This window comes from Streptomyces sp. NPDC001508 (assembly GCF_040298665.1).
Lineage (GTDB): Bacteria > Actinomycetota > Actinomycetes > Streptomycetales > Streptomycetaceae > Streptomyces.
Genome location: NZ_JBEPAP010000060.1, coordinates 1 through 11,830 on the forward strand (window position 1 = coordinate 1; position 11,830 = coordinate 11,830).

General features: G+C 65.4%; 12 protein-coding genes. 5 read left to right on the forward strand and 7 right to left on the reverse strand.

The window, feature by feature from the left end; genetic code table 11:
- Positions 1 to 182: 182 nt before the first annotated feature.
- The 4 genes from ABT245_RS36010 to ABT245_RS36025 form a co-directional block, all read right to left on the reverse strand.
- A complete protein-coding gene (locus tag ABT245_RS36010; RefSeq protein ID WP_351742256.1) occupies positions 183 to 899 on the reverse strand; it encodes an Lsr2 family DNA-binding protein in 717 nt (238 codons plus the stop codon).
- Positions 900 to 1,827: 928 nt separating this feature from the next.
- Positions 1,828 to 2,355: a phage major capsid protein gene (locus ABT245_RS36015; RefSeq protein WP_351742259.1), complete on the reverse strand. Its 528-nt coding sequence runs from the start codon at positions 2,353 to 2,355 to the stop codon at positions 1,828 to 1,830.
- Between the two features lie 396 nt (positions 2,356 to 2,751).
- Positions 2,752 to 3,096 (reverse strand): hypothetical protein, encoded by a 345-nt coding sequence (locus ABT245_RS36020; RefSeq protein ID WP_351742262.1) that lies wholly within the window; start codon positions 3,094 to 3,096, stop codon positions 2,752 to 2,754.
- Between the two features lie 952 nt (positions 3,097 to 4,048).
- A complete protein-coding gene (locus ABT245_RS36025; protein ID WP_351742264.1) occupies positions 4,049 to 4,219 on the reverse strand; it encodes a helix-turn-helix domain-containing protein in 171 nt (56 codons plus the stop codon).
- A gap of 165 nt (positions 4,220 to 4,384) precedes the next feature.
- Between ABT245_RS36025 and ABT245_RS36030 the strand changes: the two genes are divergently transcribed.
- On the forward strand, positions 4,385 to 4,951 hold the full coding sequence (locus ABT245_RS36030; RefSeq protein WP_351742267.1) for a hypothetical protein: 567 nt from the start codon (positions 4,385 to 4,387) through the stop codon (positions 4,949 to 4,951).
- Positions 4,952 to 4,956: 5 nt separating this feature from the next.
- The gene (locus ABT245_RS36035; RefSeq protein ID WP_351742269.1) at positions 4,957 to 6,177 is read left to right on the forward strand and encodes a tyrosine-type recombinase/integrase; all 1,221 of its coding nucleotides are present in this window, start codon (positions 4,957 to 4,959) and stop codon (positions 6,175 to 6,177) included.
- A 140-nt stretch (positions 6,178 to 6,317) separates the two neighbouring features.
- On the opposite strand, the gene ABT245_RS36040 is transcribed toward ABT245_RS36035, so the two are convergent.
- Positions 6,318 to 6,893, reverse strand: a complete 576-nt coding sequence (locus ABT245_RS36040) for a TerD family protein (RefSeq protein ID WP_351742270.1) — start codon at positions 6,891 to 6,893, stop codon at positions 6,318 to 6,320.
- A 172-nt stretch (positions 6,894 to 7,065) separates the two neighbouring features.
- Here ABT245_RS36040 and arfB point away from each other — a divergent pair, with 172 nt between their 5' ends.
- A complete protein-coding gene (gene arfB / locus ABT245_RS36045; RefSeq protein ID WP_351742272.1) occupies positions 7,066 to 7,494 on the forward strand; it encodes an alternative ribosome rescue aminoacyl-tRNA hydrolase ArfB in 429 nt (142 codons plus the stop codon).
- Between the two features lie 173 nt (positions 7,495 to 7,667).
- Here arfB and ABT245_RS36050 read toward each other — a convergent pair whose 3' ends face one another.
- On the reverse strand, positions 7,668 to 8,135 hold the full coding sequence (locus ABT245_RS36050) for a GNAT family N-acetyltransferase (RefSeq protein ID WP_351742274.1): 468 nt from the start codon (positions 8,133 to 8,135) through the stop codon (positions 7,668 to 7,670).
- A gap of 81 nt (positions 8,136 to 8,216) precedes the next feature.
- Positions 8,217 to 8,708: a flavin reductase family protein gene (locus ABT245_RS36055; RefSeq protein ID WP_502982260.1), complete on the reverse strand. Its 492-nt coding sequence runs from the start codon at positions 8,706 to 8,708 to the stop codon at positions 8,217 to 8,219.
- 386 nt (positions 8,709 to 9,094) lie between these two features.
- On the opposite strand from ABT245_RS36055, the gene cdgB reads away from it, so the two are divergent.
- Positions 9,095 to 10,747: a diguanylate cyclase CdgB gene (gene cdgB, locus ABT245_RS36060; RefSeq protein WP_351742280.1), complete on the forward strand. Its 1,653-nt coding sequence runs from the start codon at positions 9,095 to 9,097 to the stop codon at positions 10,745 to 10,747.
- A 141-nt stretch (positions 10,748 to 10,888) separates the two neighbouring features.
- Positions 10,889 to 11,830: a CBM35 domain-containing protein gene (locus ABT245_RS36065; RefSeq protein ID WP_351742283.1), complete on the forward strand. Its 942-nt coding sequence runs from the start codon at positions 10,889 to 10,891 to the stop codon at positions 11,828 to 11,830.

An 11,830-nucleotide genomic window follows, 5' to 3' on the forward strand; every position in this document is an offset into this window, starting at 1 on the left:
CTGCTACGACCCTGTGATCCACCAGACCAACAGCAAGATCAACAATCCCGGGGACACACCGCTGGCGGCATAGAGGTTGACTCAGGGAACTCATGCTGCCTCAATCTCGAAAAGTGTTGCTTGGGTGGCCTCTGGCCGGGGAGGCCGGGCGCACTCTGCGCCCGGCGCCGTGGGGGCGACACTCAGGCCGCTGCCGCTTTTCCCTCCGACGCTTCCTTGTGGGCCATCTCGTAGGAGTGCCTCACGTTCATCGGAATCCGGCCCTTCGCAGGCACGGTGAAGCCGTTGGTTCGGGCCCACGATCGGATGACGGCATTGCGCTCACGCTCACTCATGCCGGAACGGTCGACCTTGGCAGGCTCCGGAAGCGGGTCGCCACCAATCAACTCGGCAGAAAGGATCGCCGACTTGAAACGTCCGGGCTTCCGCGCATCCATCACAGGAATGCCACGCTCGGAAGCGTCACGCAGTTTGGTTCCGTTCCGGTCGCCACCTTCGCCCAGGATCAGCAACACAGTGGATTCGTCGGCACGGCCGACCACCTCATAGCCAAGGTTGCGCACAGCTTCCCGCGCGTCTTCCCAGTCGTATCCGGGCACTTCACCGGCGATCATCACGGACGGCACAGGTTCAGGGTCGGTCGCCGCTTCCGGCTCCGGCTCCAAGACAGCCTCAACAATCGGAACGGACTCAGCCTGAGTCTCCGTGATCACCTCCCCAGAGGGGGCGCCCAGTGCGCCACAGAGGTAGCGGCCGAATGTAACGTCATGTTCCAAGCACAGGTGCCACGTGTCCTTTCCCAGTGTCAGTGACGACGTGGCCTCAACCTCCGACCCGTCACGAGCAATGTGCGCGTCGCAAAAGGTGTACTCAACCGGGACAAGAACCGTCTTGCGCATAACGCTGCGTTCCTTTGTTAGGGCGGAAGTCTCAGCGAGTGGTCGGAGCGCTGCTCTCACGACCTTCCCGCTTGACTACTATTCTCCCAAACCCCTATCACGGAATGATATATCTAACATTTCTAAACGATAACTCAAATACATTCCAGGCCTGGGGTAATGGGGATTAGATAAAGAATAGGACCCACCGGGGGTGCCTCCCTTCCATCGTTTGATTGCTAATCAATTTTCAGGCACTCGAAACACGAAGCCCGGCCATGCTTCTGACCGTCCGTCCATGGTTCTTCCATTCCGCTGGCGGACCAAGCGATGTGGAGTGCCCACAGGTTCCAGCACGTATGGCAACTGATGACGCTTTCCCCGTTCGGCCAGTCACTGAAGTTCGGGCACTCGACGCCGTCAACATGTGTGTAAGAAGTGCGGACAGTGGAAGCCTGGGCGACCTGAGCAGCCTTGCGGCGGGCGAGCTTCTTACTCATCGCCTATCACCCACCCAAGCGCGCGCATGCCCTCTGGAGTGAGCCCCAGGGCCCTTACCAAGTGCCGGTATTCCATGTGCTGAGTGCTGGTCGCAGTGCCCGCAAGAATCGCCGACCAGTAGACGACCACGGCGGCCACAACACCGGCCGTGGAGTCGTCCCACTGTGACGCCTGGGGAGTCTCCCAAAGTTCCTTCCAGTAGGCCCGTTCGTGATCTGACCATTCCCGGACCGTAGGAAGGTCGGGAACTGGCAAATCATGTTCCAGTGGAAGAACGGTGAGCTTCTGCGCTTCGCGATACCTACTGAATGGCGAAGCGGGGTTCCGTGGCTTGGGCAAGGTTCCTCCCGGAAAAACGTACAGTCACGGCCGGCGGGGCTGCCGGATCGACGGGTAGTGAAAAGAACGGGCCCCTGCCTGATTACAGGGGCCCGAACTAATCCATAATTCAGGAAGTGGGCCAGGTGACAGCGGCCTTGACGATTCCCTTGGTCGGCTTGGACTCATCAAAGGTACTGTCGGACTTCTTCGTGTCCAGTTCCGGGTAACGCACGATCTTTCCGCCGTACAGGTGCAGAGTGTCGATGTAATCAGCCCTGTACTTCTCCGACTGCCCCTCACGGAAGCCCGTGAACTGGCTTGCGTAGGTGGCGAACTCCGAATGCCCCCCCACGATGTCCACACCAGCAGGCATTGCCGTAGTCGTCAGAATAGTGAACCCGGCAAGCCGAGCAACGACACCATTGGCAGTCACGCCACCTTCACCGTACGCGGCGGCATTGGCCACGGCCGGATGCTCGATGAGATACCGCTTCACCTTCGGTGAGACGACCACGTAACGGCCTGCCGGAATGTCGTTGTCGTCCAAGGCAAGCATCATGTCCAGGATCGCACTGTAAAGGCTCTGGGGGATGTTGCCAGCGGTCGGCACGACGGCCGGAAGCGCCGTCGCCCCTGTGGCGATGATGCTGCCCATGAACGTGTCGGCGGCACGGTCCAGGGCCCGAAATCATCTGCTGATTGATGGGCGAGTCAAGGCCCCCGGCGAGCTGAACCCGTTCCGCATCTTCGATGAGAACCTGAAGGTACTTCGCCTCAGTAATGGTGAGCTTCTGGTCGACGGTTTCCGGCCGCTCGGCCGTCATTCCATCAGCGATCGTGTAATCGCCCACGGTAGGCCGAAGAATGCTGTTGATGTGGACGACATCGCCCTTCTTGCGAATCTCGCCCTCATATTTGTTGTTCGCCACGAACGGAGACGCCCAGACAAGAAGCGGGTCAAAGGCTACGAGAAGTTCCGCATCGAAAATCTCCGGAACAAAAGTGATTGTCCCGGGCTGCTGATAGGCAAGGCTCATAGATGTACTCCTAGTTATCGCTTACGAACGTCGAGAGAAACGCGGCGGCGCTCTGGAATTGGGCTGCCGTCGCGGTTATGTCCTGCCCCGACAAGGTGGGGAAACGCCGGGTCCTTGGGCTTGAAAGGCGCCAGGGCCTTATCCATGGCCTCAGCCGATGGCTTGCCGTCTTCACCAAGAAGTTTCGCGCCATCCAGGTATTCGGTGAATCCATCAGGGAGAGTGATTCCGGCCTGGGCGGCATGACTCTTGAGTTCAGCCCGCGCAAGCTTCCCCGCATACTCCCGCTCAACCTCAGCCCGAACAAAATGGGAGGGGTTGGCCGGCGTGGCCTCGGAAATCTGTTCTGCGTCGCTCATGGCGACACCTCCTAGAGAACTAATCAACGTGAAGGGAAGTTGGAGAGAAGGGCCGCTCATGGGCGGCCTTATAACTCACAACAGGACAACGAAAGGCCCCCTACCCCCAAACAATTGACTTCATAGGGGCAGAGGACCACTCCCCGGTTGTGCCGCTGTGTCTCACAGGCAGGTTTCCGCAGAGCCGCATTCGAGCACTTCAGCTCAGGACTTCGAACAGGTCCGGACTCTCGTCCGCGTCAGAGGCTCACCGCCCAGTGAGCTTGACTCCAAGGAGAAAACTCCCCTCACCTATAAGAAAAAACGGACGCACCCCGGATACGGGACCTGCCTCCCGTGTCAGATGCCCATGGTGAACGGCTCCAAGGGCTTCATAGAGCCTCGTGTACACGTGGCTTCGGAGTGCCACCAAGGCTGAGCCGATCCGATCACCCGCAGCCTGGGGGAAGTCCTTCCCGTTTCGGGACCTGTCTTCGGCTCGCGTGTCTCAGCGAACCACAAGGCAACTGTGCGCTTGTCCTCATCCGTCGAATATTCGATGTCCGGGTGTACCTTCTTCTCGGTTTCCTGTCGGGTGTCGTACTGCACGGGCGGTGCAGCGAGGCTCCGCACTTCTTCCACCAACGCCCCTGCCCGCCAAGCAATATCGAGCGCATCGGCCCTTTCTGATTGCTTCTTCGCCGCCAATCCCTGCCGGTTTCTGTTACGCGATATCGCACGGCTCTGGTTGTCGCGCTTTCGCTTACACTGCGGGTGTTCAGGATTCGTAGCAGGGTTGCGACCACTTCTGCCGTATGGCCTGCGGTAGGTCCACGGCTCACGGCAGGTCGCACAAATCAACTCAACCGGCTTCACGGCTGCTGTCGTCAATCACTTCTCCGGACACAGAAATGCCCCCGAGTCACCTCGGAGGCTTCACAAAGAAAAAATGGATTTTGGGAGACGTAGGGGCTTAGTCTGCCCCCTGCTCATCAAGCCACTTGTCGAGATCACTCGGTCGACAGCGCAGCGCCTGCCCCACCTTCCGGAATGGGATCCGCTCGGCCTTCCAGTTCCCATACACCCACGACCGGGGCTTGTTCAGGTATTCGGCCACTTCGTCCGCCGTCATCAGCTTGGTCAATGCGTCTCCCCTGCTGTCCGGTGGGCGGATGCTCCCGCCCGCTGCTGTCCCGCCCGTCTCCAGAGTGCCCATCTCCGAACTAGTTGCGTCAAGTTCAGAAGTGGTGACCATCGCCACATGCCCGAACATGTTGCATCTAGTTCGCCTATACGTATGGTGGATCTCGTGAACACCGAAGAGACAGACGCAGTCAACGAGTGGCGCCGCGAAGGCAGTGAGCTGGTGTGGCGCCGGTACTACGGCCCGTGGGAGGTCTCAGCACGCGCCGACACCAACGCCCCGTTCACCGGACCGATCGAACTAAAGATCCGGCTCAGCATCGGGGGGCCTGACGAGGACGAGATTGTCCGGCTCATGGATCAGGCTCTGGAGACCGACGGCATCCCGGCCAGCCTCCTGCGACAGGTCCCCTTCTCGCAGATCAAGGCAGAGTTCCGGGCGGCATTGGAGCCCGAACAGCACCAGGTCATGGGTGAACCGTGGCCGGTGCCGCAGCGGTGCCGGACAGAGCTGGACTACGCCCTCCTGGTGGCCGAGTTGGCCCGGCTGCGTGCCACGGACACCACCGCCCCTCAGGGTGCCTTGGCAGCCCGCTTGGGAGTCGGCAAGGCCACCTTGTCCGAGCGTGTCAAGCGTGCGAAAGAACTGGAGCTGTGGGACGGGAAGCGACTCACGGACAAGGCGACAGCGATCCTCAACGACTGGTTGAGCAGTGACAGGAAGGACCAGTAACACCAGTGGCAACCGTCTTCCAGAAGTGCAAGACAGACGAGACGAACAAGAACTACCCGTGCGAGGGAACCCGCTGCGGCCACCCTTGGACCGTCCGCTACCGCGAGCCGGGAGGCCGTTCCGGACGCCAGCGGGAGAAGAGCTTTCCGCTCAAGAAGCAGGCCGAGGCGCACGGCAACCAGATGGAGAACGACAAGCGGGCCGGGGTCTACCTCGACCCGGAGCGAGGCAAGATCACGGTTCAGGCGTGGTGGGACGAGTGGCTTGGCGCTCAGGTGCTGCGGCCCAACACCCTGCGGGACTACAAGGGGTTCGCGTCCAACTACCTCGTCCCGACCCTGGGCCGGAAGACCATCGCGGGAGTGACCCCGAACGACGCTCAGCGCGTCGTCGCCGCGATGGCGGAAGCGGGACTGATGGCCTCCACCATCGAAACCCGAGTGATCCCCATGAAGGCCATGTTCAAAGCCGCCGTGGACAACGACCGGATTGGCAAGGACCCCTGCCGGACTCTGAAGCTGCCCCGGGCGGCCTCCACAGCCGTGGACCCGGACGAGATACCGACCCTGGTGGAGGTCCGGCGGATCGCCGACGAGATACCCGACGCGTACCGGTTGAACGTGTGGCTCATGGCGGGGGCCGGGCTGCGCCCCTCGGAAGCGTTCGGAGCCTCTGACGACTGCCAGCGTGACGACGTGTACCGCGTTTATCGGCAGGCGACCGACAAGGGCGACGGGAAGGGCAACCGAAAGGCTCTCGTCCCCCTCAAGCACCGGGCAGAGGGCGACTACCGGGAAACCCCGCTCGCCGGATGGCTGGCCGACGAGATCACCCAGCACAAGGCCGAGCACGGCACGCGCACCGTGGGCGGAACCTCCGGGCTGCTCTTCGCCACCGTCACGGGAACGCTCTTCACCCATGAGAACTTCTTCCACCACTGGCAGAAGATCATGAAGAAGCTGGAACTCAGCTACAAGCCGCACCACCTACGCCACTTCTTCGCCTCCACCATGCTCGCCGCCGGATGCTCCCTGCTGGAGGTGAGCCGCTGGCTCGGCCACAGGTCCATCCGGATCACCGCCGACACGTACGGGCACCTCGTACCGGACTCGTGGAACCGTGGCCGCAAGGCCATGGAAGACGCCATGAAGCCCCAGCTCCGCGTCATCGAGGGCGGAGCCACGGACCAGCCGGAAGCCCCGGAGGAGTCCGCACAGGCCGTGTAGCGGCCCGCCTCACCCGCACATGAAGAAGACCCCCCAAGGGTTAGTTGGGGGGTCTTCGTGCTGACCAGGGTATCCCGTGCTGGTTCTGTGCTGACCCAGCACCACCCGGCAGCCTGGTTCACCAGGGCAGGGCCTGATTCTCAGACGTTGACGCCGAAGTCCTGGGCGATGCCGACCAGGCCGGACGCGTAGCCCTGGCCGACCGCGCGGAACTTCCACTCGGCGCCGTTGCGGTACAGCTCGCCGAAGACCATGGCCGTCTCCGTGGCGGCGTCCTCGGAGAGGTCGTAACGGGCGATCTCGGCGCCGCCGGCCTGGTTGATGATGCGGATGTAGGCGTTGCGGACCTGGCCGAAGTTCTGGCCGCGGTTCTCGGCGTCGTAGATGGAGACCGGGAAGACGATCTTGTCGATGTCGGCCGGGAGGGCCGCCAGGTTGACGTTGATCGCCTCGTCGTCGCCCTCGCCCTCGCCGGTGCGGTTGTCACCCGTGTGGACGATCGTGTTGTCCGGGGTCTGCTTGTTGTTGAAGAAGATGAAGTGGGCGTCCGAGTAGACCTTGCCCTGCGTGTTGACCGCGATCGCGGAGGCGTCCAGGTCGAAGTCCGTGCCGGTGGTGGTGCGGACGTCCCAGCCGAGGCCCACGGTGACGGCGGTCAGGCCCGGAGCCTCCTTGGTGAGCGAGACGTTGCCACCCTTGGACAGGCTTACAGCCATGGTTTGGGAGTCCCTTCCCTCGTTACATACGTACGGCTTCGTACTGGGGACGAAGCTACCGTCATCGGGAAGAACGCCGAGGGGGGCCCAAGAGGTTCCGCATGGCTTTACCTTTTTTACCCTTCCGCTAATTCGGGTGACGTGGAGTGGGCGGGGACGCGACCATGGGGGCATGTCCGGTCCTTACGTCATCCGTGGCTCCGTCTCCCTCCCCGAGGCCGAGCTGATGTGGCGTTTCTCACGCTCCTCGGGTCCCGGTGGACAGCATGTCAACACCAGTGACTCCCAGGTGGAGCTGCGCTTCGACCTGGCGCGGACCGAGGCGCTTCCCCAGGTGTGGAAGGACCGGGCGTTGCGGTGCCTCGCGGGGCGGCTGACCGATGGCGTCATCGCCGTCCGCGCCTCCGAGCACCGGTCCCAGTGGCGCAACCGGGAGGCCGCCGCGGTGCGCCTCGCGGCCCTGCTCGCGCAGGCGACGGCACCGCCGCCCAAGCCCCGCAAGCCGACCCGGATCCCACGCGGCATCAACGAGCGGCGCCTACGGGAGAAAAAGCAACGCTCAGAAACCAAACGAGGCAGATCATCCCGCGACTGGACCTGACCCCCGGCCCGTCAAGGTTCCCGCCCCGCCCGCCGTACGCCATCACCGCGAGGGGGGATCGCGGCGGGAGCCGCGTTGGGAGACTGCGGCGGGGCTGTGCCGGAGGCTGCGTTGCGTTGGGGAAGTGTGGCGGGGGAACCGCGTTGGGTGCCGCAGGACCTTCAGTACTCGCCCTACACCAGCTTCAATACCCCGACCGTCTGGCCGCCGCTGGTTTCCGTGGTGGTGTGGAAGCCCAGGCGTCGGTAGAAGTTTTCCGGGCCGGTCGGGCCGGGGTGCCAGCTGACATAGAGGTGGCTGTCGCCGCGGCGGCGGAGTTCGGCGGCGACGGACTCGACCGCGAAACGGCCGTATCCACGGCCCTGTTCGCCGGCCGCGATGTTCAGCCGCCACAGGCCCGAGCGGAACACGCTCCCGTCGCCGTGCCAGTCGATGCCGAGGAAGGCCATCAGAAAGCCGACCGGGCGGTCGTCGTCGCCGTCCACGATCAGTCGCGGCCAGGCGACGCCCGCGGGATGGGCGTACGCCTCGGCGAGGGAGTGGGCGACGGGCCGTACCGCGTGCTCCTGCTCGGGCCTGACCCGGATGCCGAGGGCGGCCTCGACGGTGTGCGGTGTGATCTCTTCCAGGCGGGGCGTCATCCCGGCGCGCCAGACCGGATGTCGATCACGGACCACCAAATTTCGCCCCCTCACCCTGCGAACTCTGCCGTGCCCCCGCTCTTACCCCAACTGCCGGTAGCGGCCCCGGAAATACAGCAGCGGCCTGCCGTCCGAGCTGGGCAGTTCGGCGGTCAGTACGCGGCCGATCACCAGCGTGTGGTCCCCGGCCGCGACCCGTTGTTCGGTCCGGCACTCCAGGGTCGCCAGGGCGCCGCGCACCAGGGGCGCGTGGCAGACCTCGCCGCGGGCGTAGGGGATGTCCTCGAACAGCAGCCGGTCGCTGAGGCGGCCCTTCATGGCGAAGCGGCCCGCGATGTGCCGCTGGCTCTCGGAGAGCACGGAGACCCCCCACAGGGGCTGCTCGGCGAGCAGATCGTCCATGCGGGCGCCCGCGCGCAGGCTGACCAGGACCAGCGGCGGGTCCAGGGAGACGGACAGGAAGGCCGTGGCCGTCATGCCGGCGTCCTCGCCGGCCGGCGCCCCGGGGTCGTCCGGGTCGAGCGGCGGCTCCTGCGCGGTCACCAGGACCACGCCCGCGGCCAGCCGGGACATGGCGGCCCGGAACTTGTCGTTGCTCACCCCCTCAGCATGCCCGGGAACGGCGGAGGCGGCGGGGGAGGGCAGCGGAGTTGGAGTGTTCAGCACGCCGGAAACGCTAATCTTCGCTGCGAGCGGGTCGCATCGGGCCTCCGCCTGAACCGGGTCCTAGGTCCATGGAACGAAGAAGAACGCAGAAGAACGCAGAAGGCGGGCACTCTTCTCAATTGTTCATGTCCTTCTGTGACTTGAGTCACAAGACCAATGAATTGTTGACCCTGTGTACCGAGTGAGCAGCGCACTGTGATTCAGTGACGGGGAAGCTGCTGCAAGGGCACCACCGAAGAGAAGCGCCGAAGAGCACCCTTGATTCGCTGCGAGGTCTCGGGGGGAGGGCGGGCATGGAAATGGAGTCGGAGCCCTACGTCCGGCTTGCGTCCCTCCGGCAACTGCACCAGGCCATGGCCGACATGAACACGGCACGCAGCCTGGCGGACACGCTGCAGACCGTCGCCGACGGCGTCGTCACCTCCCTCGGATACGAGATGGCCTGCGTCAACCTCGTACGCCCCGACGGCGACCTCGTGGTCGCCGCCTTCTCCGGGAACTCCGCCGCCGAGGCCCTCATCACCGGCCGGGTCGGCTCCCGCGAGTCCTGGGAGCGCCGGCTGACCATGGGCGAGGCCTGGGGCGACCTGCGGTTCATACCGCACACCGAGGGCTGGGTCCTCGACGACGACGACGTTCCGCAGTGGTACACCGACGGGCCCGCGCCCCGCTTCGAGGACGAGTGGCACCCCGCCGACCGGCTCTTCGCGCCCATGTACGCGCCCGGCGTGCAGGGCGGCGGCTCCGGCGAGCTGCTCGGCGTGATCTCCGTGGACCGGCCGCGCAACGGCCGGCATCCGGGCGCCTGGGGCCGCGAGGCCCTCCAGATGTACGCGTTCCAGGCCGCCATCGCGATCAGCAACGCCCGGCTCAGGTCCAATATGCAGCGCGCGCTGGTCCGCCTGGAGCGCGAGCAGCAGGCGCTGCGCGCGAGCGAGGAGAGCTTCCGGCAGGCGTTCGAGTACGCACCCTCCGGTATGGCGATCGCCGAGATGGGCGGGGACCAGCACGGCCGCATCCTGCGCACCAACGACGCGCTGTGCCGCCTGCTGGGCCGCCCGGCCTCCGCGATGCGCCGCTACTCCTTCTCCGACCTGGTGCACCCCGAGGACATCGGCACGCTGCTGCGCACCTCCGCCGAGGGCGGCCGCGCGGAGCTGCGCCTCGGCCGCCGCGACGGCTCCTACGTCTGGGTGTCGCTGCGCAACTCCGTCGTCGCCGACGCCGCCGACGGCCCGCGCTTCCTGCTCACCCATGTCGAGGACATAGAGGAGCGCAAGCGCCGCGAACTGCAGCTTGCCCACCGCGCCTCGCACGACTCCCTCACCGGCCTGCCGAACTCCGCCGAACTGCGCTCACGCCTGTCCGCCCGCCTGTGCCGGCGTCCCACGCACGCCGACGAGCTGGAGTCCCTGGACGCCGCGTACGGCCATCCCGCCTACGACGTCAACGGCCACGGCTTCGACTTCGCCTCCGGCACGGACGCCTACGACGGCTTCGACCACCATGTGCACACCGTCGCCCCCGAGGACGACCGTGACGACGGCACCAAGGGCCTCGCGGTCCTCTTCTGCGACCTGGACGGCTTCAAGTCGATCAACGACCGGTTCGGGCACAACGCGGGTGACGCGGTCCTCATCGAGGTGGCGCGCCGGCTGTCGCGGGGTGTGCGCGACGGGGACACGGTGGCCCGGCTCGGCGGCGACGAGTTCGTCATCCTGGCCGACGGACTCGGCAAGGCCGACGCCCAGGACCTGGCCGTACGCCTGCGCAACGAGATCATCCAGCCGATCCGGGCCGAGGGACGGGCCGTGCGGGTGGGCGCCAGCTTCGGTATCGGCTGGGCCCACTGCGGTATGACGGCGGACGAGGTGTTGAAGTCCGCTGACGAACGGATGTACGTCGAGAAACGATCTCGTCCCAAACAGCATCGTCGGGCCGGATGAACCCCAGGTCAGTGGGCTGAAGCACATCTCGCCACCCGATCGGGTCAGTGAGAGCGGGTAGGCTCGCTCTCCAATACCCGTCTTCACCCGTCTTCCGAATCCGTACCGCATCCGCCCGCACCTGTTGAGGAGTACCTAGGGATGACGCCCGGCGACAACGGCGCGAGCACGCCCGAGGACGACGACCCGTTCGGCTATCTGTACGCCGACGGGCAGGCCAGAGGGGCCCAGCCGCCGTCCGGCGGCTACGGCTACCCGAACTCGGTCAACAGGGTGCGTGCGGTCGGCGAGCGCCAGTACGGCCAGCAGGCCGCCGCCCCCTACGGACAGCAGACCGTGCCCCCGCAGCAGGGCGCCTACGGCCAGCCGAACGCCCACTACCAGGCCCCGGAGACCTTCCCGGGCGGCCCGCCGGCCGGCCGGCAGCCGCCGCAGGCCGGCGGGGGCGGCGGCCGGGGCGGCCGCGGCCCGAACACCAAGGGCCTGCTGATCGGCGCGATCGCGGTGGTCGCCGCGGTCGTCATAGGCATCGGCGTCGCCATGCTCAACGGCAACGGCGACGACAAGGCCGACGGCGGCCCCTCGGCTTCTGCGACGGGCAGCGCCGACTCCAAGGAGTCGGCTTCGCCCAGTGCCTCGGCGACCGCTGCCACAGAGCCGGGTGTCCAGGACGCGGCGGGCCTGCCGCGTGCCGGCGGTGCCAGGGTCAGCACCGAGTTCTCCGGGGCCAGGGCCGACGGCGGCAAGTACGTCGACCAGATGTCGCAGGTCGGGGCCTCGGTGACCTGGAAGGTCGACGTGCCCAAGGCCGGCACGTACGACCTGTGGATTCGGTACGCCAACGCCGAGAAGGACGCGGCGAGCGCGACGACCGTCGTCAACGGGAAGCCGCAGAGCTACAAGCCTGATCTGAAGAACTACGGCAAAGAGGGCGACTGGAACGCCTGGTACCGGTCCTACGTCTCCCTCCAGCTGGAGGAGGGGACCAACACCGTGGCGATCACCTGCGGCCAGGGAGACGCCTGCCATTTCAACCTGGACCAGTTGGCGCTGCTCGAAGAGGGACAGAAGCCTGACTGGTGA

What these genes read in the sequence shown, in the direction of transcription:
- ABT245_RS36010 (WP_351742256.1), bottom strand. Translation starts at nt 899, where the DNA reads ATGCGCAAGACGGTTCTTGTCCCGGTTGAGTACACCTTTTGCGACGCG.
- ABT245_RS36015 (WP_351742259.1), bottom strand. Translation starts at nt 2,355, where the DNA reads ATGGGCAGCATCATCGCCACAGGGGCGACGGCGCTTCCGGCCGTCGTG.
- ABT245_RS36020 (WP_351742262.1), bottom strand. Translation starts at nt 3,096, where the DNA reads ATGAGCGACGCAGAACAGATTTCCGAGGCCACGCCGGCCAACCCCTCC.
- ABT245_RS36040 (WP_351742270.1), bottom strand. Translation starts at nt 6,893, where the DNA reads ATGGCTGTAAGCCTGTCCAAGGGTGGCAACGTCTCGCTCACCAAGGAG.
- arfB (WP_351742272.1), top strand. Translation starts at nt 7,066, where the DNA reads ATGTCCGGTCCTTACGTCATCCGTGGCTCCGTCTCCCTCCCCGAGGCC.
- ABT245_RS36050 (WP_351742274.1), bottom strand. Translation starts at nt 8,135, where the DNA reads ATGACGCCCCGCCTGGAAGAGATCACACCGCACACCGTCGAGGCCGCC.
- ABT245_RS36055 (WP_502982260.1), bottom strand. Translation starts at nt 8,708, where the DNA reads ATGTCCCGGCTGGCCGCGGGCGTGGTCCTGGTGACCGCGCAGGAGCCG.
- cdgB (WP_351742280.1), top strand. Translation starts at nt 9,095, where the DNA reads ATGGAAATGGAGTCGGAGCCCTACGTCCGGCTTGCGTCCCTCCGGCAA.
- ABT245_RS36065 (WP_351742283.1), top strand. Translation starts at nt 10,889, where the DNA reads ATGACGCCCGGCGACAACGGCGCGAGCACGCCCGAGGACGACGACCCG.